Source organism: Pseudomonas purpurea (assembly GCF_039908635.1).
GTDB classification, from domain to species: domain Bacteria; phylum Pseudomonadota; class Gammaproteobacteria; order Pseudomonadales; family Pseudomonadaceae; genus Aquipseudomonas; species Aquipseudomonas purpurea.
Genome location: NZ_CP150918.1, coordinates 4,069,364 through 4,093,293 on the forward strand (window position 1 = coordinate 4,069,364; position 23,930 = coordinate 4,093,293).

20 protein-coding genes and 4 pseudogenes are annotated in these 23,930 nt (G+C 57.6%); 18 read left to right on the top strand and 6 right to left on the bottom strand.

The genetic code is table 11. The features are described from left to right. Positions 1-26: 26 nt before the first annotated feature. Positions 27-935: a 50S ribosomal protein L3 N(5)-glutamine methyltransferase gene (prmB, locus tag AABM54_RS18215; protein ID WP_347901407.1), complete on the bottom strand. Its 909-nt coding sequence runs from the start codon at positions 933-935 to the stop codon at positions 27-29. 239 nt (positions 936-1,174) lie between these two features. On the opposite strand from prmB, the gene AABM54_RS18220 reads away from it, so the two are divergent. The 7 genes and pseudogenes from AABM54_RS18220 to AABM54_RS18250 all read left to right on the top strand — a co-directional run bounded on the left by AABM54_RS18220 (position 1,175) and on the right by AABM54_RS18250 (position 6,423). Then, positions 1,175-1,765, top strand: a complete 591-nt coding sequence (locus AABM54_RS18220; RefSeq protein ID WP_347901408.1) for a cysteine hydrolase family protein — start codon at positions 1,175-1,177, stop codon at positions 1,763-1,765. Positions 1,766-1,896: 131 nt separating this feature from the next. Continuing rightward, positions 1,897-2,217 carry a hypothetical protein gene (locus AABM54_RS18225; RefSeq protein WP_347901409.1) on the top strand — a complete coding sequence of 107 codons (321 nt, stop codon included), beginning with the start codon at positions 1,897-1,899 and terminating at the stop codon, positions 2,215-2,217. Positions 2,218-2,291: 74 nt separating this feature from the next. Then, entirely contained in the window at positions 2,292-2,849 is a 558-nt protein-coding gene (locus AABM54_RS18230; protein ID WP_347901410.1) for a Smr/MutS family protein, read from the top strand. Positions 2,850-2,926: 77 nt separating this feature from the next. Continuing rightward, a complete protein-coding gene (gene folE, locus AABM54_RS18235; RefSeq protein WP_003204506.1) occupies positions 2,927-3,472 on the top strand; it encodes a GTP cyclohydrolase I FolE in 546 nt (181 codons plus the stop codon). A gap of 99 nt (positions 3,473-3,571) precedes the next feature. Beyond that, complete coding sequence (locus AABM54_RS18240; RefSeq protein ID WP_347901411.1) at positions 3,572-3,958, top strand: glutathione S-transferase N-terminal domain-containing protein; 387 nt, start codon at positions 3,572-3,574, stop codon at positions 3,956-3,958. Positions 3,959-4,464: 506 nt separating this feature from the next. Further along, positions 4,465-5,701 (top strand): annotated as a pseudogene (locus tag AABM54_RS18245) (NCS2 family permease). Between the two features lie 95 nt (positions 5,702-5,796). Then, a complete protein-coding gene (locus AABM54_RS18250; RefSeq protein WP_347901412.1) occupies positions 5,797-6,423 on the top strand; it encodes a LysE family translocator in 627 nt (208 codons plus the stop codon). Between the two features lie 203 nt (positions 6,424-6,626). Here the strand turns inward: AABM54_RS18250 and uraH are convergent, their stop codons facing one another. Continuing rightward, a complete protein-coding gene (uraH, locus tag AABM54_RS18255; RefSeq protein ID WP_347901413.1) occupies positions 6,627-6,980 on the bottom strand; it encodes a hydroxyisourate hydrolase in 354 nt (117 codons plus the stop codon). A 445-nt stretch (positions 6,981-7,425) separates the two neighbouring features. On the opposite strand from uraH, the gene puuE reads away from it, so the two are divergent. The 9 genes and pseudogenes from puuE (at position 7,426) to AABM54_RS18300 (ending at position 15,511) form a co-directional block, all read left to right on the top strand. Continuing rightward, on the top strand, positions 7,426-8,352 hold the full coding sequence (gene puuE / locus AABM54_RS18260; RefSeq protein WP_347901414.1) for an allantoinase PuuE: 927 nt from the start codon (positions 7,426-7,428) through the stop codon (positions 8,350-8,352). Continuing rightward, on the top strand, positions 8,349-8,864 hold the full coding sequence (uraD, locus tag AABM54_RS18265; RefSeq protein ID WP_347901415.1) for a 2-oxo-4-hydroxy-4-carboxy-5-ureidoimidazoline decarboxylase: 516 nt from the start codon (positions 8,349-8,351) through the stop codon (positions 8,862-8,864). The genes puuE and uraD overlap by 4 nt, the downstream gene beginning before the upstream one ends. A gap of 99 nt (positions 8,865-8,963) precedes the next feature. Continuing rightward, on the top strand, positions 8,964-9,959 hold the full coding sequence (alc, locus tag AABM54_RS18270) for an allantoicase (protein ID WP_347901416.1): 996 nt from the start codon (positions 8,964-8,966) through the stop codon (positions 9,957-9,959). A gap of 82 nt (positions 9,960-10,041) precedes the next feature. Next, positions 10,042-10,545, top strand: coding sequence for an ureidoglycolate lyase (locus tag AABM54_RS18275; RefSeq protein WP_347901417.1), 504 nt, complete (start codon positions 10,042-10,044; stop codon positions 10,543-10,545). A 50-nt stretch (positions 10,546-10,595) separates the two neighbouring features. Beyond that, positions 10,596-11,897: a urate hydroxylase PuuD gene (locus tag AABM54_RS18280; RefSeq protein WP_347901418.1), complete on the top strand. Its 1,302-nt coding sequence runs from the start codon at positions 10,596-10,598 to the stop codon at positions 11,895-11,897. A 218-nt stretch (positions 11,898-12,115) separates the two neighbouring features. Next, a complete protein-coding gene (locus tag AABM54_RS18285) occupies positions 12,116-13,474 on the top strand; it encodes a nucleobase:cation symporter-2 family protein (RefSeq protein ID WP_347901419.1) in 1,359 nt (452 codons plus the stop codon). 96 nt (positions 13,475-13,570) lie between these two features. Further along, positions 13,571-14,356: an outer membrane protein OmpK gene (locus AABM54_RS18290; RefSeq protein ID WP_347901420.1), complete on the top strand. Its 786-nt coding sequence runs from the start codon at positions 13,571-13,573 to the stop codon at positions 14,354-14,356. A gap of 1 nt (position 14,357) precedes the next feature. Further along, entirely contained in the window at positions 14,358-14,663 is a 306-nt protein-coding gene (locus AABM54_RS18295) for a hypothetical protein (RefSeq protein WP_347901421.1), read from the top strand. A gap of 61 nt (positions 14,664-14,724) precedes the next feature. Next, a pseudogene (locus AABM54_RS18300) lies at positions 14,725-15,511 on the top strand (outer membrane protein OmpK). A gap of 45 nt (positions 15,512-15,556) precedes the next feature. On the opposite strand, the gene AABM54_RS18305 reads toward AABM54_RS18300, so the two are convergent. Further along, entirely contained in the window at positions 15,557-18,355 is a 2,799-nt protein-coding gene (locus AABM54_RS18305; RefSeq protein WP_347901422.1) for an RHS repeat-associated core domain-containing protein, read from the bottom strand. A gap of 144 nt (positions 18,356-18,499) precedes the next feature. Beyond that, positions 18,500-19,354 carry a pirin family protein gene (locus tag AABM54_RS18310; RefSeq protein ID WP_347901423.1) on the bottom strand — a complete coding sequence of 285 codons (855 nt, stop codon included), beginning with the start codon at positions 19,352-19,354 and terminating at the stop codon, positions 18,500-18,502. Between the two features lie 188 nt (positions 19,355-19,542). Between AABM54_RS18310 and AABM54_RS18315 the strand changes: the two genes are divergently transcribed. Both AABM54_RS18315 and AABM54_RS18320 read left to right on the top strand, forming a co-directional pair. Next, on the top strand, positions 19,543-20,088 hold the full coding sequence (locus AABM54_RS18315; protein ID WP_347901424.1) for a hypothetical protein: 546 nt from the start codon (positions 19,543-19,545) through the stop codon (positions 20,086-20,088). Further along, entirely contained in the window at positions 20,069-22,279 is a 2,211-nt protein-coding gene (locus tag AABM54_RS18320) for an RHS repeat-associated core domain-containing protein (protein ID WP_347901425.1), read from the top strand. Before AABM54_RS18315 ends, AABM54_RS18320 begins: the two co-directional genes overlap by 20 nt. Positions 22,280-22,329: 50 nt before the next feature. Here the strand turns inward: AABM54_RS18320 and AABM54_RS18325 are convergent. Together AABM54_RS18325 and AABM54_RS18330 are read right to left on the bottom strand one after the other, a co-directional pair. Further along, a pseudogene (locus tag AABM54_RS18325) lies at positions 22,330-23,116 on the bottom strand (outer membrane protein OmpK). Between the two features lie 513 nt (positions 23,117-23,629). Continuing rightward, positions 23,630-23,902: pseudogene (locus AABM54_RS18330) on the bottom strand (purine permease); the annotation flags it as partial. Positions 23,903-23,930: the final 28 nt, after the last annotated feature.

Consider the following 23,930-nt stretch of genomic DNA (forward strand, 5'->3'; position numbering starts at 1 on the left):
AAGCTCCCTCGCCACATTGACCAGGGTTAAACGCGGGAAGCAAACACCGCCTGATGCTGACGGCACTGCTCGGCGGTCAGCATGAACACACCGTGCCCACCGCGCTCGAAGTCCAGCCAGGCGAAATCGACTTCCGGGTACAACGCTTCGACGTGGACCTGACTGTTGCCCACTTCAACGATCAGCAAACCTTTCTCGGTCAGGTGATCCGCCGCTTCGGCCAGCATGCGCCGCACCAGGTTCAAACCATCGTCACCGCAGGCCAGGCCCAGCTCCGGTTCATGCTGGTATTCGTCCGGCATGTCGGCGAAATCTTCCGCATCCACATACGGCGGGTTGGACACGATCAGGTCGAACCGCTGACCCGGCAACCCGTCGAAGCCATCACCCTGAACCGTGAACACACGCTCATCGACGCCATGACGCTCGATGTTCTGGTTCGCCACTTCCAGCGCCTCATACGACAGGTCGGCCAGCACCACTTCGGCGTTCTGGAACTCATACGCGCAAGCGATGCCGATGCAACCGGAACCGGTGCACAGGTCGAGAATCCGCGCAGGCTCGGTACCCAGCCACGGTTCGAAGCGTTTTTCGATCAGCTCGCCAATCGGTGAGCGCGGGATCAACACCCGCTCGTCGACGATGAACGCCATGCCACAAAACCACGCCTCGCCCAGCAGGTAAGCGGTTGGGATACGTTCTTCGATACGGCGCTTGAGCAGGCGTTGCAAGTTCACCAGCTCGTCTTCTTCAAGGGCGCAGTCGAGGTAACTGTCGGCAATTTCCCACGGCAGGTGCAACGCACCGAGTACCAACTGACGGGCTTCGTCCCAGGCGTTGTCGGTCCCATGGCCGAAAAACAGATCCTCCCCATGGAAACGGCTGACAGCCCAACGGATATGGTCGCGCAAAGTACGCAGGCGGGAAGTGATCACGGGGCAAAACTCCAGAAAAAACGACTGGCGATTCTAACAGCCAAAACCCGCCCCGACGACGCATGAAAAAGGATCATGCAAATGTAGGAGTCATCCTGATTTTTAGCTTTTGATTGAACATCGGCGCCGCTCTTGACAGTCTGCAGGCCAACAACGACGGTGCCTACGTTAGTAGCGATTCACAGAAGCGCTCAGCCAGAGGACAATGTCGCAAAAGCCCCACTCGAAGGAGCCCCAGAATGTCCGTTCCAAAGACGATGTTTCAACTCAGCGGCCGCGGTTATGCACCTGCCAGTTTGAGCCACGCGACCCTCGTGATCATCGACGCCCAGAAAGAGTACCTCAGCGGCCCGCTGGCCCTGCACGGCATGGATACTGCCGTCGACAACATCAAGCAACTGGTCGCCGCCGCCCGCCATGCCGGCCGGCCGGTCGTGCATGTTCGCCACCTCGGCACCGTCGGTGGCCTGTTCGACCCGCAAGGCGAACGCGGTGAATTCATTCCAGGCCTGGAGCCGCACGCCGACGAAACCATCATCGGCAAACTGCTGCCGAGCGCTTTTCATGGCACCGAATTGCTGGAGCGCTTGCAAAACCTTGGCTCGCTGGACCTGATCGTCTGCGGTTTCATGAGCCATTCCAGCGTCAGCACCACTGTGCGCGCAGCCAAAAACCTGGGCTTTCGCTGCACCCTGGTCGAAGACGCCTGCGCCACGCGGGACCTGCCCTACAAAGGTGGCATCCTCAGCGCCGAGCACGTGCAACAGACTGAAATGGCGATCATGGCCGATAACTTCGCCACCCTCGCCCTGACCAAAGATCTGATCTGATCGAAAACAGGTGAGCGGCCGCCCGCGCCGCTCATCCGTAAAAGACTCTCATTTGCTGCAATTGTCTTAGCCTCAGGAACATCCCCGTCATCTCCCGGTCGAAGGGCCGATACCCATTGAGGAAGGTCGGAATGAAGCTATCCGATGGTTTTGACGCACGCCGCTTGCGGCCCAAAGGCCCCAGCAACTGGCGGTTTCGATTCGGCGCAGCCTGTTCTGCCCTGCTCGCCACACTCGGCGTATTACTGGCCCTGGCCGGTGCCGCCAGCCTGCTTGGCCACCCGCCGGCCCTGGGCGAACTCAACGCGAGCCCGACGGGCTCGGCCGTGACTCTGGCCATCGGCTTGTTGCTGTTGTACGCCGGTATCGGGCTTTGGCGCCGCTGCCGTCGCCGCTCGCGCCAGTCCCGAGCGCTGAACATCGCCCCGCACCTGATGAAAAAGCACGACTGAACGACACCCAAGGAGTTTTGCCGCGCCCGCATCGCCCGACTTGGGTAAACTGGCCGCCCTTCGCGGAGGCTGACATGCAAGACGACGATTTTTCCCTGTTCAAAAGCGCGATCCAAGGCGTCAAGCCGATCAAGCACGATCGCGCCGAAACCGGCAAACCCAAGGCTGACCGCGCGCAGATCGCCAAGCTGCGTCAAGCGGCGACCGTGCGGACCGACATTGCGGCGGTGGACGGCCTGTCCGACCAGTTCGTGATCGACGTCGGCCCGGAAGACGAGCTGATGTGGGCCCGCGACGGCGTGCAGGAAAGCCAGATACGCAAGCTCAAGATCGGCCAGATCCCGTTCGAAGGCAGCCTCGACCTGCACGGCATGAACGTCGAAAAGGCTCGGGAAACCCTTTGGGCATTCTTGGCCGAAGCAACCAAATTCGAAATCCGCTGCGTGCGCGTCACCCACGGCAAAGCCGTACGCCTGGACGGCAAGCGGCCGATGATCAAAAGCCACGTCAACACCTGGTTGCGCCAGCATCCACAGGTGCTGGGCTTTACGTCGTGCCAGGCCAAACACGGCGGCGCCGGTGCGGTTTATGTGATGCTCAAACGAACCATGATGGAAGGTCGCGACGAGTAAAGCGCTGTCATCACGCTTGCAGCGTCGTGCCCGCCGCCGTACCCTTGCCCTTTGCGTAAAATCCCACAGGTAGTTTCATGTCCCTGGAACAGAATTACACCGCGATCCTCGGCCAACTGGGCGAAGACGTCTCCCGTGAAGGCCTGCTCGACACGCCAAAGCGTGCCGCCAAAGCCATGCAGTACCTTTGCCGCGGTTATGAACAGACCCTCGAAGAAGTCACCAACGGTGCCTTGTTCAGCTCCGACAACAGCGAAATGGTGCTGGTCAAGGACATCGAGCTCTACTCGTTGTGCGAACACCATTTGCTGCCGTTCATCGGCAAGGCCCACGTGGCCTACATCCCGAGCGGCAAGGTACTGGGCCTGTCGAAAGTCGCACGCATCGTCGACATGTATGCGCGTCGCCTGCAGATCCAGGAAAACCTCAGCCGGCAGATCGCCGACGCGGTCCAGCAAGTGACCGGTGCCCTGGGCGTTGCGGTGGTGATCGAAGCCAAGCACATGTGCATGATGATGCGCGGTGTGGAGAAACAGAATTCGTCGATGATCACCTCGGTGATGCTCGGTGAGTTCCGCGAAAATGCGGCAACCCGCAGCGAGTTTCTCAGCCTGATCAAGTAATGTGCTGCACGAAGAAAACCGGCATTCATCGCCGGTTTTTTTTCGCCTGTGAAAAATCAGGTAAGCTGCGCGCCCCTTCCAATTGCCTGTGAGGCTCTCGTGTCCGTCAAAGCACAACTTATCAAAGGGCTACGTGTCGGCCTCGGCCAACTGATCATTTTTATCGATTTCATCACCCGCCCGGGCAAAAAGCAGCGCCCTGCCGTCGCTCAGGCTCAGGTTGAAACGGCCGCCAAGGGCCTGACCCTGTATCAGTTCCACGCCTGCCCGTTCTGCGTGAAAACCCGCCGCACCCTGCGCCGCCTGAACGTGCCGGTGGCCCTGCGTGACGCGAAGAACAACGAACAGGATCGCCAGGCCCTGCTGGAGCAAGGTGGCAAGATCAAGGTGCCGTGCCTGCGCATCGAAGAAAACGGCCAGACCACCTGGATGTATGAGTCCAAGGTGATCATTGATTATCTGGACAAGCGTTTCGCTGCGATCTGATGATTTTTGCGGTGCTCTGACTGACGCCTTCGCCGGCACAGCCACCGCAAATCCCAGACAACAATAAACCGGCCCATTCGCCTAATGCCGGTTTATTTGTTTTCACCCCTGCCTCACGCCGCTTTGGCGGCCTACGCCTGACGCACCACCGCCGCCAACCTGTCGATCACTCCCGCGCGGGAACGATCATTCGGCGATATATCCCTATCGCCAGTCTTTTCGTCTACAAAATAAAAAACATTATTTGCTTTATTTGTATACAAAAGCATAATTCGCCACGTGCGAGTTCCTGACTAATCGGTCAACAAATTCGCAAGTACCTCAAAGAGCCGCTGCCCACCTCCTGTGTCCGGCTCTGGAAATAACAATAAAACTCTTGAGGAGTACTCGCTGTGGAAAGCCGCAAATCCGAATCCCCGACGCTGGAACTCTCGCCGCCGCTGCGCAATGGCTGGCTGGAGCGCATCTTCAAACTCAGCGTGCATGGCACCACGGTGAAGACCGAATTGATCGCAGGTCTCACAACCTTTATCACCATGGCCTACATCATCTTCGTCAACCCCAACATCATGGCGGACGCCGGTATCGACCACGGCGCGGCATTTGTCGCCACCTGCATCGCCGCCGCGCTCGGTTGCCTGTTGATGGGCCTGTACGCCAACTGGCCCGTAGGCCCTGGCGCCGGGCATGGGCCTGAACGCGTTTTTCACCTACACCGTGGTCGGCACCATGGGCTACAACTGGGAAACCGCCCTCGGTGCGGTGTTTGTCTCCGGCGTGTTGTTCATGATTCTGACCTTTTCCCGCATCCGTGAATGGCTGCTCAATAGCATCCCGGTGAGTCTGCGCTTCGCCATGGGTGCCGGTGTGGGCCTGTTCCTGGGGCTGATCGGTTTGAAAACCGCAGGCATCGTTGTCGACAGCCCGGCGACCTTGATCAAACTCGGCTCCCTGCGCGAGCCCGGCCCGCTGCTCGCGGCCATCTGCTTCCTGATGATCGCCGTGCTGAGCTACCACCGCGTATTCGGTGCAATTCTCATCAGCATCATCACCGTGACCCTGGCCGGTTGGGGCCTGGGCCTGGTGCATTACGAAGGGATCATGTCGGCGCCACCCAGCCTGGCTCCAACGTGGATGGCCATGAACGTTGCCGGCGTGTTTAACGTCAGCATGATCAGCGTGGTACTGGCGTTCCTCTTCGTGCACATGTTCGACACCGCCGGCACCCTGATGGGGGTTGCCCAGCGCGCCAATCTGGTCGGCGAAGACGGCAGGATCGAAAACCTCTCCCGCGCCATGAAAGCCGACAGTGCTTCCAGCGTATTTGGCGCGTTGGTCGGTGTGCCTCCCGTAACAAGCTATGTGGAAAGCGCCGCGGGTGTAGCCGCGGGAGGTCGGACTGGTCTTACCGCCGTGACCGTAGGTGTTCTGTTTATCGCGGCAATGTTTTTCGCCCCACTGGCGGGGATGATTCCGGCTTACGCCACCGCCGGCGCGCTGATTTATGTCGCAATGCTGATGATGGGCGGCATGGAACACATCAAGTGGAGCGATGCCACTGACAGCATTCCGGCCATCGTTACCGCGATCATGATGCCACTGACCTTCTCGGTCGCCGATGGCATTGCGCTGGGCTTCATCACCTACGTGGTGCTGAAGGCCGGTACGGGCAAGCACAAGGAAATCTCCATCAGTTTGTGGGTACTGTGCGCGATCTTCATCGCCAAGTTCATTTTCTTGTAGGTTGCGAAGAGAGCTTGCTGCTGATCGTTTGCAGCAAGCCGTTTGAATCGCCTCACCCACATCGGGTGGGGCTTTTGTGCAGATGGAGGAACGTGATGAGTCTGGAAACCTGGCTGCTGTTCAGCGGCGCCGCCCTGGTGGTGATCCTGATACCGGGCCCCTTGTCGTTGCTGATGATCAGCAACAGCCTGAACTACGGTTTGCGCCGTTCTTACCCGGCGTTTCTGGGTGGGGTGATTGCCTCGATCTGCCTGTTGAGCGCTTCGGCGCTGGGCTTGGGCGCGCTGCTGCTGGCGTCGGAGCAACTCTTCAGCGCACTGAAAATTGTCGGCGCCCTGTACCTGTTCTACCTCGCCTGGCAGAGCTGGCAACAATCACGGCAACCGGCCCACGCCACTGAAGTTCCGCAGGCGGCGCCGGTTCCACGCTTTCGGGCGCTGTTCGGGCGTGCGTTTGTACTGGGCGCCAGCAACCCGAAAGACATCCTGTTCTTCGCCGCGTTCCTGCCGCAATTCTTGAGCGCGCAGCAGCCGTTCCTGCCACAGCTGCTGATCATGATCGCCACCTGGACGGTGCTGGATCTGCTGTGCAAATTGGCTTACGGCCTCGGTGCCCATGGCGCTGCACGGTACCTGCGCAGCGGCAAGGGTCAGAGCTGGTTCAACCGGATCAGCGCCGGGCTGTTCGGGGGGGCGGGTGCCGTATCATTGTTGAGCCGCTAAAAGCCAAAAGCATCGCGAGCAAGCTCGCTCCCACATTGTTTTTGTGTCGATCACAAATCTCCTGTGGGAGCAAGCCTGCTCGCGATGGCGTCGGCACAGACACCCCATTTCTCAAGACGAAAAAAAGCCCGCAGTGTAAGCGGGCGAAAGACCAAAGAAGCTATATGCGCAGTCGCTTCTGAGAAAGATAGCTTGGGGGAGTCCTAACTTCCTCTGTAGGTCGAATAGCTGTAGGGCGAAATCAGTAACGGCACATGGTAGTGATCCTGCTCGGCCGAGATGCCGAACCGCAACACCACTACATCGAGAAAGGCCGGCTGCGGCAGTTGCACACCGCGAGCGCGGTAGTAATCGCCAGCCTGAAACTGCAATTGATAAACCCCGGAACGGTAGTCATCGCCTTGCAGCAACGGCGCATCGCAACGGCCGTCGCTGTTGGTCAATGCGCTGGCAACCAGTTCCAGCTGAGAACCTTCAACGCGGTACAGCTCGACCTTGATCGAGCTGCCCGGGCAACCGTGTGCAGCGTCCAAAACGTGTGTAGTCAAACGTCCCATTGATTCTGCGTGCCTGCCTGCCTTCACGGCAGCCAGGCCTCGCGCCTCCCGGAGTCAGTTTAAAAGGAGACCGCGCCTTTTCGGAGCACGAAAGGCAGCGGCGAGCGAATGATTAAGACACTTTCAATTAAAATTGTACACAATAAAAACAACCTATTTTCCTCCCCCCGCTAGACCGGGTGATTACGCAAATCTTCGGCAGAGCCCCAAGTAATAAAGATCTTCCATCCATTAGCTGACCGATCAGGCAGGTTTCTTGCACATTAACGTTGAACCAACGAGCCGGTAACAGTCGATGAAAAAGACAAAAAATCAGGCTTACAAAATGAATATAAAGTTGTATACAATCAGCCCATCGCTGTGACGCCAGCCTGCCACCTCATCGTCAGGCCGCCACACACCCCTTATCGCGAATAAGCAACCTCGAATAAGAAGGAAGACTGCAGTGAGCGCTGACTACCCACGCGACCTGATCGGTTACGGCTCCAACCCTCCTCACCCGCACTGGCCGGGCAACGCCCGCATCGCCTTGTCTTTCGTGCTCAATTACGAGGAAGGCGGCGAGCGCAACATCCTTCATGGCGATCAAGAATCCGAAGCCTTCCTCTCGGAAATGGTCTCGGCGCAACCGCTGCAAGGCGAGCGCAACATGAGCATGGAGTCGCTGTACGAGTATGGCAGCCGTGCCGGCGTCTGGCGGGTCCTCAAACTGTTCAAGGCATTCGACATTCCGCTGACCGTCTTCGCCGTGGCCATGGCCGCCCAGCGCCACCCGGACGTGATCCGCGCCATGGTCGATGCCGGCCACGAGATTTGCAGCCACGGTTACCGCTGGATCGACTACCAGTACATGGACGAAGCGCAAGAGCGCGAGCACATGCTCGAAGCCATCCGCATCCTCACCGAAATCACCGGCGAACGCCCGCTGGGCTGGTACACCGGCCGCACCGGGCCGAACACTCGCCGGCTGGTGATGGAAGAAGGCGGTTTCCTCTATGACTGCGACACCTACGACGATGACCTGCCCTACTGGGAACCGAACAACCCGACCGGCAAGCCGCACCTGGTAATCCCGTACACCCTGGACACCAACGACATGCGCTTCACCCAGGTTCAGGGTTTCAACAAGGGCGACGATTTCTATCAGTACCTCAAGGACGCGTTCGACGTGCTCTACGCTGAAGGCGCCGACGCGCCAAAAATGCTCTCCATCGGTTTGCATTGCCGCCTGATCGGTCGCCCCGCGCGACTGGCCGCGTTGAAGCGTTTTATCGAATACGCGAAAAGCCACGAACACGTCTGGTTCACCCGCCGGGTCGACATCGCCCGGCACTGGCACCAAACCCACCCGTACCAAGGGGCTGCACAATGACTGCCTTCCAAACCCTGAAGCCGTCGACCCTGAGCCGTGACGAATTCGTCGAGGCCTTCGCCGACATCTACGAACATTCGCCATGGGTCGCCGAGAAGGCTTTCGACCTGGGCCAGGACGCGGCGATCGACGAGATCGAAACCCTGCACCAGCGCATGAGCGACATCCTGCTCAGCGCCGATCACGCCAGCCAGCTTGAACTGATCGTTGCTCACCCGGACCTGGCTGGCCGTGCTGCCATCCAGGGCCAACTGACCGAAGCCAGCACTCATGAACAGGCTGGCGCCGGTATTCACCAATGCACGAGCGATGAGTTCGTGCGCTTCACGGAACTGAACGATGCCTACAAAGCCACGTTCAAGTTCCCCTTCATCATGGCGGTAAAAGGCAGCAACCGGCATCAGATCCTTGCGGCGTTCGAAACGCGCATTCACAACTCGGTGGACACCGAATTCAAATGCGCGCTGGCAGAGATCAACAAGATCGCGTTGTTCCGATTACTGACCCTATAGCGAGCAGCTCTTGTAAAAAGCCCGGGCGCCACTTAACGCAGGAATCGCCCAGGGCACTGCAAGCATCCCAAGCCACTTAATTAAAGGCAGACAAGAAGAATGAAAGCTTACGCCGTACCTTTCGAGAAGTTCGTCAACCTGGCCGATGCCCGCCTGGGCACCAAAATCATCTCGATCACCGATGACTGGTTCGCAGACGCCAACCGTCTGTTCCAACCGACCCCGGCCGTGTGGAAGGAGGGCGTGTTCGATGACAACGGCAAGTGGATGGACGGCTGGGAGTCGCGCCGCAAGCGCTTCGAAGGCTACGACAGCGCCGTGATCCGCCTGGGCGTACCAGGTTCGATCAAAGGCGTAGACATCGACACTTCATTCTTCACCGGCAACTTCCCGCCATCGGCCTCCCTCGAAGCCTGTTTCCTGGCTGAAGGCGAGCCGACCGAAACCACCCAGTGGGTTGAAGTGCTGTCGGCCGTCGAGCTGCAAGGCAACAGCCATCACTACCACGAAATCAACAACGACCAGGCGTTCAGCCACCTGCGTTTCAATATCTACCCGGACGGCGGCGTGGCCCGTCTGCGGGTGTACGGCATTCCGTTCCGCGACTGGTCGGCGGTGGGTGACAACGAACAGGTTGACCTGGCCGCTGCCCTGAACGGCGGTCGCGCCCTGGCCTGTTCCGACGAACACTTCGGCCGCATGAGCAACATCCTCAACCCGGGCCGCGGCATCAACATGGGCGATGGCTGGGAAACCGCCCGGCGCCGCACGCCAGGCAATGACTGGGTGATCGTCGCGCTGGGCCATGCGGGCGAGATCGAAAAAATCATCGTCGACACCCTGCACTTCAAGGGCAACTACCCGGACACCTGCTCGATCCAGGGCGCGTTCGTCAAGGGCGGCACCGACAGCCAGATCGAAACCCAGTCGCTGTTCTGGCGCGAACTGCTGCCAAGCCAGAAGCTGGAAATGCACGCCGAACACACCTTCGCCGAGCAGATCAAGGCGCTGGGTCCGATCACCCACATCCGCCTGAACGTGTTCCCGGACGGTGGCGTGAGCCGTTTGCGCGTATTGGGCAAAGTAGCCAAGTAAGAGGTGATCCTGTGGCGAGGGAGCAAGCTCCCTCGCCACAACTGCAGAACCAACAACACAGAATTTGGATAAGAAGACCAGCATGCGCACATTGACGATTGAACCGCTGACCAAAGAAGCCTTCGCCCCTTTCGGTGACGTGATTGAAACCGACGGCAGCGATCACTTCATGATCAACAACGGTTCGACCCTGCGCTTTCACAAACTGGCGACGGTTGAAACCGCCACGCCAGAGGATAAAGCGATCATCAGTATCTTCCGCGCCGACGCGCAGGACATGCCGCTGACCGTCTGCATGCTGGAGCGCCATCCGCTGGGCAGCCAGGCTTTCATTCCGCTGCTCGGCAACCCCTTTCTGATCGTGGTCGCGCCACTTGGCGATGCACCGGTATCAGGCTTGGTCCGCGCCTTCGTCACTAACGGCAGGCAGGGCATTAATTACCATCGCGGCGTTTGGCACCACCCGGTGCTGACGATCGAAAAGCGGGATGACTTCCTGGTGGTTGATCGCAGTGGCACAGGCAATAACTGCGATGAGCATTTTTTCAAAGAGGATGAGCGGTTGATCCTCGCCCCCCACCAATAAGAGAAGGTCCATCACGCGATAACACGCGTGACGGGCGAGAGGTAAAGACTGTGGAAGCACATCTGTTGGAATGGCTGAACCTGAGCGTGCGCTGGGTTCATATGATCACTGGCGTGGCCTGGATCGGCGCGTCGTTCTACTTTGTCTGGCTGGAAAACAACCTCAATCGGGTCAACCCGAAAAACGGCCTGGCCGGCGACCTCTGGGCGATTCACGGTGGCGGGATCTACCACCTGGAAAAGTACAAACTGGCCCCACCGACCATGCCGGATAACCTGCACTGGTTCAAATGGGAGGCGTACTTCACCTGGCTGTCGGGGGTCGCGCTGCTGTGCGTGGTGTTCTACTCCAACCCGACGCTGTACCTGTTGGCACCCGGCAGCACCCTGAGCGGACCGGAAGGCGTGGCCATTGGTCTGGGTTCGTTGTTCATCGGCTGGTTCATCTACTCCTTCCTCTGCGACTCGGCGCTGGGCAAACGCCCTGCCCTGCTAGGCGCAATCCTGTTCGTGCTGATCATCGGTGCCGCGTACGGTTTCAGCAAAGTGTTCAGCGGTCGCGGGGCTTACCTGCATGTCGGCGCGATCATCGGCACCATCATGGTGGGTAACGTGTTCCGCATCATCATGCCGGCCCAACGGGCACTGGTGGCGGCGATTGCCGAGAACCGCACGCCCGATCCGGCGTTGCCGGCCAAAGGCTTGTTGCGTTCACGGCACAACAACTACTTCACCTTGCCAGTGCTGTTCATCATGATCAGCAACCACTTCCCGAGCACGTACGGCAGCCAATACAACTGGCTGATCCTGGCCGGGATCGCGGTGCTGGCGGTGTTGGTGCGTCACTACTTCAACACCCGCCACGACAGCCACAAGTTCGCCTGGACCTTGCCCGTCGCCGCAGTGGGCATGATCAGCCTGGCTTACGTCACCGGCCCTGCGCCGATGAACAGCCCGGAAGTGGCCAAGGCACCGGCAAAAATCGAGTACCAACCGTTGCCGGAAACCGCTCTGGGCGGCGGCGCCAAACCGGCCGAAACGGCTCCAGTGACAGCCCCTGCAACGGCACCGGCCCAAGCGTCGAATGCCGGCCCGGACTTCGACAAAGTGCACAGCGTGATTCAGGAACGTTGCGCGGTTTGCCACTCGGCCAAGCCAACGAGCCCGCTGTTCAGTGCAGCACCGGCCGGCGTGATGTTCGACACCCCGGAACAGATCCGCCAAAACGCCCCGCGCATTCAGGCTCAGGCTGTCGCCAGCCAGATCATGCCGCTGGGCAACATTACCCAGATGACCCAGCAGGAACGTGACCTCATCGGCGCCTGGATTGTTCAGGGAGCCCGCACCAATTAAGCAAAGCAACACAAAGGCCTGTATCAAGCGGACCTTTGTGGCGAGGGAGCTTGCTCCCGCTGGACTGCGCAGCAGTCCTCTGTTCTTCAAAAAGAGGGGCCGCTTCGCGACCCAGCGGGAGCAAGCTCCCTCGCCACAAATATGAATGATGCAAAGGACAGCTGTGAGCAACCCGATAGCTGTTCAATCACAAGAATAAAAAAGATCCGAGGTGTTGCATGTCCGAGTCATCCGAAGCGCGCATCCCCGACGCACCCGCCATTCAACGACTGCCCCTTTTGCAACTGATCCTGGTCGGTCTGCAACATGTGCTGTTGATGTACGGCGGGGCCATCGCGGTGCCGCTGATCATCGGGCAGGCCGCGGGCCTGAGTCGTGAAGAAATCGCCTTTCTGATCAACGCCGACCTGCTGGTAGCCGGCATCGCCACCATCGTCCAGTCACTGGGCATCGGCCCCATGGGCATCCGCATGCCAGTGATGATGGGCGCAAGTTTCGCCGCCGTCGGCAGCATGGTGGCCATGGCCGGCATGCCCGGTATCGGCCTGCAAGGGATCTTCGGCGCGACCATCGCTGCCGGGTTCTTCGGCATGATCATCGCGCCATTCATGTCCAGAGTGGTGCGCTTCTTCCCGCCACTGGTGACTGGCACCGTCATCACCTCGATCGGTTTATCGCTGTTTCCTGTCGCCGTGAACTGGGCCGGTGGCGGTGCCGGCGCCGCCCAGTTCGGCTCGCCGATCTACCTGCTCATCGCCGCGCTGGTGCTGGGCACCATCCTGCTGATTCATCGTTTCATGCGTGGGTTCTGGGTCAACATTTCGGTGCTGATCGGCATGTGCCTGGGCTACGCGCTTTGCGGCATGCTGGGCATGGTCGACCTCAGCGGCATGGCCCAGGCACCCTGGCTGCAAATTGTCACGCCCCTGCACTTCGGCATGCCGCAATTCCATCTGGCGCCGATCCTGTCGATGTGTCTGGTGGTGGTGATCATTTTTGTCGAGTCCACCGGGATGTTTCTCGCACTGGGCAAGATCACCGGCCAGGACGTCTGCCCACGCATGCTGCGTCGCGGCTTGCTGTGCGATGCCGGCGCATCGTTCTTCGCCGGGTTCTTCAACACCTTCACCCACTCCTCCTTCGCCCAGAACATCGGCCTGGTACAGATGACCGGCGTGCGCTGCCGTTCGGTGACCATTGTCGCCGGCGGCTTGCTGGTGGTGCTGAGCCTGCTGCCCAAAGCGGCGTTTCTGGTGGCCTCGATTCCACCGGCGGTCCTCGGTGGCGCGGCGATTGCGATGTTCGGCATGGTCGCGGCCACCGGGATCAAGATCCTTCAGGAAGCCGACATCGCCGACCGTCGCAACCAATTGTTGGTGGCGGTGAGTATCGGCATGGGCCTGATCCCGGTGGTTCGCCCGGAATTCTTCGCCCACCTGCCGTTGTGGATGAGCCCGATCACCCACAGCGGCATCGCCATGGCGACCCTCAGCGCGCTCTCGCTGAACCTGTTGTTCAACATCCTAGGCGGCACCGAACGCGCCGCCATCAACGACTGCCACGCTCACCCGCATTAACTCAGAACAGCACAAACCTTGTGGGATCGCCGCACCGTCGCTCCCACAGGTGCGGCTGCCTGCGCCTCACACAATAAAAACAAGAGGGAGCAACAGATGATTCGGACACAAACCAACCTGCTGTTCAGCGGCGGGATGTTAGCGGCCAGCCAGGCACTGGCGGGCGACTTGCTGCTGTGGCAAACCAACAGCCTGAGCTACCTGTACGGCAAGAACTTTGCGATCAACCCCTCGATCCAGCAAACAGTGACCTTCGAACACGCCGACAAATGGAAGTACGGCGATACCTTTCTGTTCGTCGACAAGATCTTCTACAACGGCCAGGAAGACCGCAACAAAGGCCCCCACAGTTTTTACGGCGAATTCAGCCCGCGACTGTCGTTCGGCAAGATCCTGGATCGCACATTCGAATACGGCCCGATCAAGGACGTGCTGCTGGCGATGACCTACGAGTACGGCGAAGGTGAAAGCGAGGCCTACCTGATCGGGCCGGGCTTCGACCTCGCGGTTCCGGGTTTCAACTATTTCACCTTGAACGTCTACCGCCGTCAGACCGAAGGCCCGCGACCCGGCGACGGTGTCTGGCAGATCACACCGTCCTGGTCCTACAGCATTCCCGTTGGCCGCTCAAACCTGCTGATCGACGGCTACCTCGACTGGGTCGTCGACAATGACCAGAACTCACGCGGTACCTACCACGCCAACCTGCACTTCAATCCGCAAATCAAGTACGACCTGGGCAAGGCGTTGAGCGGCCGTGAGAAACAGGTCTACATCGGCGCCGAATACAGTTACTGGAAGAACAAGTACGGCATCCAGAGCAACGCCAGCCTGGACACCCATCAGAACACCGCCAGCCTGCTGGTCAAGGTGCACTTCTAAAATGGCCCGCAACCGTGCCCCGGTATTGTTTTCAGCGCTCTGTTACGGGGCGCTTGAGCCATGGGGCGGTAGCCAGTATTCTGCGCGGCCGCCTGAAACGGGTCTAAAAAAAAGCCCGGATTTAATTCCTGACCAGCAAGCCAACTTATCCCGGCGCTGGGCAGTTCCAAGGCAACCCGACATCACTCTCCATCGACTGTTTGCGGACAGCCGATCGGGAGTTTTTTGGCTTTTTAAAGCCTTGGCTCAGCACTTGCCAACAGCAAGAAAGCTGACCGAAAGGATAACTTTTGCAGCATCGAATTAAGGCGCCACACCAGAGCGCCGATTTAAAAAACGTGGAATTACTGACTTTTGGGAGCAACCGAATGAAACGCACCGTGAATAGCCTGATGCTGGCGGGAACCTTGCTGGCCGGGGGCCAGGCGATAGCTGGCGACCTGCTGCTGTGGCAGAACAACAGCCTGACTTACCTGTACGGCCAGAACTTCGAAGTCAACCCGCAAATCCAGCAGACCGTTACCTTCGAACATGCCGACGCGTGGAAGTACGGGGACAACTTTCTGTTCGTCGACAAGATCTTCTACAACGGCAAGAAGGACGGCAATGTCGGCCCGAACACTTACTACGGTGAAATCAGTCCGCGTCTTTCGTTCGGCAAGATCTTCGATCAGAAACTGGAGTTCGGCCCGATCAAGGACGTCCTGCTGGCCATGACCTACGAGTTCGGTGAAGGCGACACCGAGTCGTACCTGATCGGGCCCGGGCTTCGACCTGGCGATTCCCGGTTTCGACTACTTCCAGTTGAACTTCTACAACCGTCAGACCGAAGGTTCGCGTGCCGGCGACAACGTCTGGCAGATCACACCGGCCTGGGCCTACACCATTCCGGTGGGCAAATCGGACATCCTCATCGATGGTTTCATCGACTGGGTCGTCGACAACGACAAGAACTCCAAAGGCGAGTACCACGCCAACCTGCACATCAACCCGCAGATCAAATACGACTTGGGTAAAGCCCTGAGTTTCGGTGAGAAGCAGTTGTACGTGGGTATCGAATACGACTACTGGAAGAACAAGTACGGGATCAAGGACAGCCAGTACTTCGACACCGATCAGAACACCGCGAGTTTGCTGGTGAAGTTCCACTTCTGACGGTACGCATGTCCCAACCTGTCGGGTAAGACAGGTTGGGACTCACTATGCAACTGAGGCTCTGCGCCCCGGCCTAATTTTCGGCCAGTCGCTCATCGCGGCAACCCCAGAACGAATACCCCGATCAAAAAGTCCAGCCTCCCCCCTTCTATCATCAATAAGCTCCCCCACTCGTTCTGAAGGCACCCGGTGTGAAAACAACTGCTCAGGGAGAAACAACCTTAAACTCCGAACAGAATCTTGTATCAAACCTGGTCCAGTCCAATAAAGCGTATCCTCACTACGCCAGAACGGGTGACTTCTCTTTTTAGCCCAACTTTCTTCATCGTGCTTTTTGTAGTAAGCCATCATGTTTTCTAGAAATTCGATTCCAAATGATGATTGAGGCATTGCAGCGATCATTGAGTTTGCGACATATCGCCCCCCCATAACGTAGGCCAAGAAGCCTTCTGGAGCCTGCAGAGCTTTGATCTCAGAGAAAACAGCAACATCAACATCCATGTATAAGCCACCATGTACGTACATCGCGGTCATTCTCAATATATCACTCGCTGCCGCAAGATTTCGGTAAGGTCCATTAAGTTCACGGTGAAACAATGCCTCTATTTTATGTGCGCCCGGGAAAATTTTCGCGAGCCCCTGAAACAACTCATCAGGCTTACTTATCAGCAATTCCTGCCCATATCGGCGTGCGAGCGCACGATGTGCCGGGTCATCGCCGCTCTCCATTGCAGACAACGTACTCAGGATATGGGATGGCCTGTCAGTCCATACATTCATTGAATAATCTGGGTTACGCATTTTAAACGTCAGTACATTGCTTAAATACATGGGGTTGATATCCTTCCCACCCCAAAAAAAATGTGCAATCGCAGGCACTGCATTCTGCCCTGCCGCATCTACCCAATTAACTGGATTATTGAACAGCATCATGAACACATTAGTACCATCAACCATCCCCGCAGGATCCGGACTCACCCACCTTTGCAACCATGGTGCGTAATACCGATACCCATAGTAATAAAGTCCCGTCGCATCCCTTTCCTTACCCGAATAACGAATCGTCTTGTACTTGGCTTCAGTAGCACCCGGTCCCACCCACCACGCCGTGCCGCCAAATGCGTAATAACCCTCCCGACTCAACAATCCACCGAATTCATCCTGTTCCACCGTACCGGACCCCAAGTGATCGCTCAGGCTGTAGCGAAGTTGATCATTGAGAACGCCTTTGGGTGGTTTCGTGACCCAATGCAACACCCGCACACGGCTACGTCCGGCTTCAAGGCTAATGACATGTCGTTCTTCACCGGTGGCGGTATCGCGATGCACTTCAAGCCCCGGCAGGTAGCGCACTTCACTGCGCAACGTGCGGCTGGCAGCCTGAGTAAGGCGGACTTTTCGCAACCGATGGCCGGGGCTGTCGTAGAGGTAGCGCTCGGTATCGTCAGGGCCGTCCTCTCGGCTGACCAACGTGACTTCACGCAACTGATTACGCACATCCCAACTCATCCGCTGCCCGCGTTGCAGCGCCTGCTGATTGCCATTGGCATCAAAACCCTCGGCAAGGCCTTCCTTGTCGGCGACGCTGCGGTTGCTGCTGGCCGAGGTAAACATCTCGAACGTCTCGGCACCGCTGTGATGACGGGTCCGCAAGTTGCCCGCCGCGTCATAGTCGAACGCCTGGGTGTAGTGACGTAACTGATTGGGGTCCAGCGGCGTTTGTTGCCAGCTCGGCAATGCCGGGCCATGACTGGGCTGACTGACTTCTTGCCCCGTTGCCTCGACCAGTTGGTACAGGCTGTCATAGCGGTAATGGTTGACCGGTTCGACCCGCTGATTGTTGAAGTGACGAGTGAGTCGGGATTTGTCTTCGACACTGCGAATGTTGCCGACCGGGTCGTAAAGATAGCTCAGGTCTTGAAGGGGTTTTCCGTCGGGGGCCAGCGACAGCAAACCTCTTAAACGGCCATCGTCAGCCGCATAATCGGCAGTGGTTTTCACGCCGTTGCCAGCGGTTTCACTTTCAACCTGAGCCATCGCGTTGTAGCGAATCTCGCTGATTAACCGCTTCGGCTCTTGCATAGAAACCGCCAGTCTCAGGCGCGACTCTTTTAACTCACCCGCTCGCGTATACGCGAACAGCCTGAGGTTGCCCCTGGCATCGGTTTGGCTGAGCATTTCCCCAGAGGGCGCGTACTGTTGAGTGGTTTCAAAACCTTCGTCTTCCAGCCAGACTTCACGCCCCGGTACATCGGGTGGCCAATCCGGCAGATCCAGGCCGAGGAGAAAACGCGTGTGCTCCGTCAGCGCCAAACCCCTCACCCCGTATTCAACCATTCGCCGACTCCCGGCCGGATGGTCATGCCGCACCCGCTGACCACACTGGTTGTGGATGGCAAGGCCGTCGCTTGCATCACCATAAGACAACCGCTCGACGACCTGTGGCGGCTCCCCCGCCAACTGTTCCGTGACAGCGCACGGACGCTGAAGCTCATCGTATTGGGTGTGACGCTGACTGCCACGACTGTCCCAACTCGACAGCGGCTCTGCGGCCTCCCCCAACAAACCCAGCTGCCAACCGGCATCAACGCTGTCAACCAGCAGTGGTTTTCCCTGCAAGCCGTAGGTCGTGACCAGGTTGGGTTGGGGCGCTACGCCCCACAAGCGCGGATCCCACGCCGCTATCAACCGCCCGGCGATATCAAAGGTCTGGCGCGTGATGCGCGTCTCCCGAGTCTCGCTATCCGGGTGCCGACAATAGGCAACGGTCCGCACAGCAAGGCCGCGAGGGTCCAAGGTCACCAAGGTTGGAGTGTGGGTATCTGTCCAACGCGCCTCGCTCATTGCTCTGACCTCCGTACCAAGGGGTCAATATGAACGAGCGCGGTCGCCACTGCCTACTGTCAGATCTGACAGTAGGGCCTGCACATCACGTTAAACTGTGGGAGCGAGCTTGCTCGCGATGGCGTACTTTCTGGCGACAAATAACTAGGCAGTCAACCGATCATCGCGAAAATCACGCAGCGCCTGTTCTATCTCGTCCCGGGTGTTCATCACGAACGGCCCGTATTGCACGATCGGCTCACCCAGTGGTTTGCCGGCAATCAACAGCACCCTCGCGCCAGACTCGCTGCTCAGTTGCAGCTCACCTTCATCCGACAAACGGACCAGTTTGCGGGTGCCGACGCTCTGGGTTTGCCCCGGCAACTCCACGCTGCCGTCATACACATAGAGCAGCGCCCGATGCCCATCCGGCAGTTTCGGCGTGATGCGGGTGCCGGCCGGCAGGTGGAAATCGAAGTAATGCGGTTCGGTATCCGGCCGTTGCACCGCGCCCACCTGTTGAATCGCGCCATCATCGAATAGACCGGCAATCACTACCACCTCGACGCCTTGTGCGGTTGTGAGGCGTGGAATGTCTGCCGGTTGAATGTCCCGATAACTGGCTGGATCGAGTTTGTGCTTGCCCGGCAGGTTCAGCCACAGCTGGAAGCCGCGCATGACACCTTCTTCCTGCTCCGGCATCTCGCTATGGATGATGCCTTTGGCGGCGGTCATCCATTGCACACCACCGCCCTCGAGCAATCCGACGTTACCCAGATGGTCTTCATGACGCATGCGACCTTCAAGCATGTAGGTCACGGTCTCGAAACCACGGTGCGGGTGGGGCGGGAAGCCTGCGATGTAGTCGTCGGGATTTTCCGAGCCGAACTCGTCGAGCATCAGGAACGGGTCGAAGCGTTCGACACCCGCACCGCCGAATACGCGGGTCAGCTTGACCCCGGCGCCATCGGACGCGGGTTGGCCGGTATGCAGGCTCAGCACTTTGCGAAATTGAGTCATCGGTGCAACTCCTTGATCAGAGTGGAATGGCACCATGCTATGCCATGAACATTGATCAATGGTTGCTGTTTATTGCTATTAATTATCATAAAAATCGATTGATTTGCAGCTCCAACTGTCAGTTCTGACAGTAGCCGATAGCGATCGTTTTCAGTCACATTGACTCCTCATCACTGGAGGTTGGAGTAATGGAGGCTTCGCAATGGACGGATACCAACACTCCTGCCCTATCGGCATTGGATCCTCGTGGCTTGGCTGTGCGAACCATCGCTTATTGTCGTCAACACATTGAGCAAGCCATCGAACCGCGCATTACCCGACAAACCTTCGACGCCGCCGGACGACTTATCGCTGAGTGGGATCCACGATTGTGGGGAACTGCCCCCATACCTAACCTTGCTACCACCTATGACTTACAGGGTCAGCCCTTGTTGATTGATAGCGTCGATGCCGGTTGGCAGGCGAGTTTGCTGGGGGAGACCGGAAACCCGCTGTCAAGTTGGGATGGTCGCGGCAGCCAGCGTCACACTGAATACGATCTCCTTCAGCGTCCGTGTTCCGTCTTGGAGCAGATGGCTGAAGAGTCGCCACGGGTCTGCGAACGGTTTACTTATGGTGATGCAGGCGAAGGCTTTGCTATCCACAACCAATGCGGTCAGATGGTGCGGCATGACCATCCGGCAGGCAGTCGACGAATCTCCGAGTACGGGCTGAGTGGCCCTGGTGCTTTCTGAGCAAGCGTACTTTCTCTCGAGTCTGGATCCACCGGATTGGCCACTGGACATACCGGCGCGTGATGCTTGTCTGGAAGACGAAGGTCTTGAGACGTCCCAGCTGCACGCCCCCTCCGGTGAAATGCTTAGCCAGACCGATGCCATGCGTAACCTCAGGCTCTTCGCGTACATGAGAGCAGGCGAGTTGAAAGCAGCGCGACTGAAACTGGCGGCCTCCACGCAAGCGCCAGACCTGATGATCAGCGACATTCACCACAACGCTTTCGGCCAGATCGTATACGAGCGTGCGGAAAATGGCGTCGTCACCACTGCCGAATACGATGCTGAAAATCAACGTCTGACGAGGTTGTTGTCCCGCGATCCCGATGGCAAACCCCTTCAAGACCTGAACTATGGCTATGACCCAATGGGCAATATCAGCAGTCTCGAAGACAAAGCCCAACTGACACACCATTTCAACCAGCAACGGATTGATCCCATCAACCGTTACCGTTACGACAGCCTGTATCAATTGGTGGAGGCCTCCGGGCGAGAGGTCAGCCAGTTCAGTCACGGCCCGGCGCTACCGGTTTGGCAGCAAACACCGCTGGACCCCAACCAGTTACGCAATTACACCCAGACCTTCGACTATGACGCAGCGGGAAACCTGCGGGGTCGCCAGCACAGTGGTGCCGAGACTTTTGAGATGTTTGCCTCGGACAGTAGCAACCGCAGCGTCGCCCGTAAGGAAGGACTTGCCAATGGTTTTGATGCCAATGGCAATCAGCAGGAACTGCAGCGCGGGCAACGGATGAGTTGGGATGTCCGAAATCAGTTACGTGAGGTCACTCTGGTCAATCGAGAGGACGGTGCTGACGATACAGAGCGCTACTTCTATGACCGACCCGGCCATCGGTTGCAAAAAGTCCGCCTCACTCAGGCTGCCAGTCGCACACTACGTGCCGAAGTCCGTTACTTGCCGGGGCTGGAAGTGCATCGTGATACAGCCACCGGTGAAGAGCGGCATGTCATCAGTCTCGAGGCTGGACGCAGTCAGGTGCGGGCGTTGCACTGGGTCACGAAACCACCCAAAGCCGTTCGTAATGATCAACTTCGCTTCAGCCTTGGCGATCATCTGGGCTCCAGTACCGTGGAGCTGGATGGCGAAGGCAAATTACTGAGTCAGGAAGGTTATTACGCCTTTGGAGGTACGGCATGGTGGGTGGGTCCGAGTGCTATTGAGGTCAAGTACAAGACGATTCGTTATTCGGGTAAGGAAAGGGATGCGACGGGGCTTTATTACTATGGGTATCGGTATTACGCGCCGTGGTTGCAGCGGTGGGTGAGTCCTGATCCGGCGGGAGTTATTGATGGGCTTAATTTGTTTCTTATTGTAGGTAACTGCCCTGTTTCTTTTCGAGATGAAAATGGATTGGTAAAAACGGGGGACATCTCGATTTTACCCGAAAAGCTCGGAAAATGGCGTTTGGAAAAGTTGCAGCTATCTCACTCTGAGCTGATTTCTGAAAGCTCCGTTGGGAACAACGTTGTTGTAAATGTCAATCTTTTATACAAGCCTGATTGGAGAGATCGTTTGCTAGGAAGCTTTCAAGAGGTGCCAAATCTGATATGGCATGAAAAAATCACGACCAACGATTTTGGAAAAAATGAAACCTGGAGTTTCGAGGCTGATATGTTTGAGCATAATCCCTCAAGTAGAACGATGGAGGTGTGGCCGAAAATGTATATAGAAGCCTACAACTCTGCATCAAATACACCTGGGATTTATCGAGGTGCGGTAAGTCTTCATGATGTGAGGGGCAACAAAGTTACTGTCGATGATTTGGGGGGGGGAGTTTCGGATAATAATAAAAAATCTAAAGCTGTGCGCTCCTATCTCTCAAGCAAAGGCGGGGTAATGTCTTTCGAAATTCATGATGTGCCATCAATTGTTTTTCGTGAAAAAACCCATAAGGAACGCCTTCTGGAAATTAAGGTAGGACTTGAAGGTGCCAGATCGAGTGTTTCAGTTAGTCAGTATTTGAGTGTTGATAATGTCTCAACTAATAAAGAGTTTAAGCGTCTGATCGCTACTCAGCCTGTAGATATGGCGCATGAGGGACTGCATATGGTCGATCCACCGGCTATCGTCAGCGAGAGAAGACCTTATTTAAGGGCGCAAGGAGAGTTCTTCATGGCACGGAAAAAATAATAGAGCCACCCCGTGAGCCGTTAGAAACTCAACAGGGCAGCCTATTTTGATCAGACGTGGTACTTCACCAGCAAGCTCGTGGCGCTCTGATTGGTGGTGAAGTCTTTCGTGTCTTCGATGGCGTACTTGTTCTTCCAGTAGTCGTACTCGACACCGACGTACAGCTGCTTCTCGCCCCAGTGCAAGGCTTTGCCCAAGTCGTACTTGATCTGTGGGTTGAAGTGCAGGTTGGCGTGGTAGGTGCCTTGGCTGTTTTTGTCGTTGTCGACCACCCAGTCCATATAACCGTCGATCAGCACACTGGAGCTGCCCACCGGGATGGTGTAGGACCAGACTGGGGTGATCTGCCAGATGTTGTTACCCGGGCGTTTGTCGTCGGTATGGCGATTGTAGAAGTTCAACTGGAAGTAATCGAAACCAGGAATCGCCAGGTCGAAGCCCGGACCGATCAGGTAGGAGTTGACATCGCCTTCACCGGTCTCGTAGGTCATGGCCAGCAGGACGTCCTTGATCGGGCCGAATTCGAGTTTCTGGTCGAAGATCTTGCCGAACGACAGGCGCGGGCTGAACTCACCGTAGTACGTGTTATTGCCGACGTAGGCGTCAGGTTTGCCGTTGTAGAAAATCTTGTCGATGAACAGGAAGTTGTCCCCATATTTCCAGGCATCGGCGTGCTCGAAGGTCACGGTTTGCTGAATACTCGGGTTGATTTTGAAGTCTTTGCCGTAGAGATAGGTCAGGCTGTTGTTCTGCCACTGCAGCAGATCGCCGGCCATTGCCTGGCCCCCCCGCCAGCAAGGATCCCGCGAGCATCAGGCTAGTGCACGTATGTTTCATTCGGTTGCTCCCAAAGTAAGTGGTTCCACGTTTTTTTGAATCGGCGCTCTGGTGTGGCGCCTTTTTTCGCTGCTAAAAAAATCATCCAAGCGGTCAGTTTCAGAGCCCGGCAAGCGCTGGGCCAGGCTTTTAAAAAGCAAAAGAACGCCCATTCGGCTGTTGGAAAACAGTCGATCAAGCGTCCGTTCGGTTTTTATTGGGGTGTGCCTTGTGACCGTCCAGAGCCGGGATAAGTTGGCTTTCTGGTCAGGAATTAAATCCGGGCTTTTTTTAGACCCGATTCAGGCGGCCGCGGAGAATACTGGCTCCCGCGCCATGGCTCAAGTGCCCCGCAACGGAGCACCGCTATCAAATCTGTCATCGTGTTGCTCCTCGATTGTTTTTATTGTTAAGGCGCAGACAGCCGCTGACGGCGACCGGGCGTATCGCCGGCCGGTCTGTCATGCGGGTATTTCGTGTCACAGGTCAAACCGGATAAAGATGAAAGGGCGAGCAGGTCGCCCCCGTTATCCGTCAGTGCTGATGAGCGTGGCACTCGTTGTTGGCAGCCCGTTCTGCGCCGCCGAGAATGTTGAACAGCAGGTTCAACGAGAGGGCTCTGAGGGTCGCCATGGCAATGCCGCTGTGGGTGATCGGGCTCATCCACAACGGCAGGTGGGCGAAGAATTCCGGGCGAACCACCGGGATCAGGCCCATGCCGATACTCACCGCCACCAGTAACTGATTGCGACGGTCGGCGATGTCGGCTTCCTGGAGGATCTTGATCCCGGTGGCCGCGACCATGCCCCGCCGATTCTCGGGAGCAAAAACCAGC

Coding starts and splice junctions, on each gene's coding strand:
- AABM54_RS18220 (WP_347901408.1), top strand. CDS start 1,175: ATGTCCGTTCCAAAGACGATGTTTCAACTCAGCGGCCGCGGTTATGCA.
- AABM54_RS18225 (WP_347901409.1), top strand. CDS start 1,897: ATGAAGCTATCCGATGGTTTTGACGCACGCCGCTTGCGGCCCAAAGGC.
- AABM54_RS18230 (WP_347901410.1), top strand. CDS start 2,292: ATGCAAGACGACGATTTTTCCCTGTTCAAAAGCGCGATCCAAGGCGTC.
- folE (WP_003204506.1), top strand. CDS start 2,927: ATGTCCCTGGAACAGAATTACACCGCGATCCTCGGCCAACTGGGCGAA.
- AABM54_RS18250 (WP_347901412.1), top strand. CDS start 5,797: ATGAGTCTGGAAACCTGGCTGCTGTTCAGCGGCGCCGCCCTGGTGGTG.
- uraH (WP_347901413.1), bottom strand. CDS start 6,980: ATGGGACGTTTGACTACACACGTTTTGGACGCTGCACACGGTTGCCCG.
- uraD (WP_347901415.1), top strand. CDS start 8,349: ATGACTGCCTTCCAAACCCTGAAGCCGTCGACCCTGAGCCGTGACGAA.
- alc (WP_347901416.1), top strand. CDS start 8,964: ATGAAAGCTTACGCCGTACCTTTCGAGAAGTTCGTCAACCTGGCCGAT.
- AABM54_RS18275 (WP_347901417.1), top strand. CDS start 10,042: ATGCGCACATTGACGATTGAACCGCTGACCAAAGAAGCCTTCGCCCCT.
- AABM54_RS18285 (WP_347901419.1), top strand. CDS start 12,116: ATGTCCGAGTCATCCGAAGCGCGCATCCCCGACGCACCCGCCATTCAA.
- AABM54_RS18290 (WP_347901420.1), top strand. CDS start 13,571: ATGATTCGGACACAAACCAACCTGCTGTTCAGCGGCGGGATGTTAGCG.
- AABM54_RS18295 (WP_347901421.1), top strand. CDS start 14,358: ATGGCCCGCAACCGTGCCCCGGTATTGTTTTCAGCGCTCTGTTACGGG.
- AABM54_RS18305 (WP_347901422.1), bottom strand. CDS start 18,355: ATGAGCGAGGCGCGTTGGACAGATACCCACACTCCAACCTTGGTGACC.
- AABM54_RS18310 (WP_347901423.1), bottom strand. CDS start 19,354: ATGACTCAATTTCGCAAAGTGCTGAGCCTGCATACCGGCCAACCCGCG.
- AABM54_RS18315 (WP_347901424.1), top strand. CDS start 19,543: ATGGAGGCTTCGCAATGGACGGATACCAACACTCCTGCCCTATCGGCA.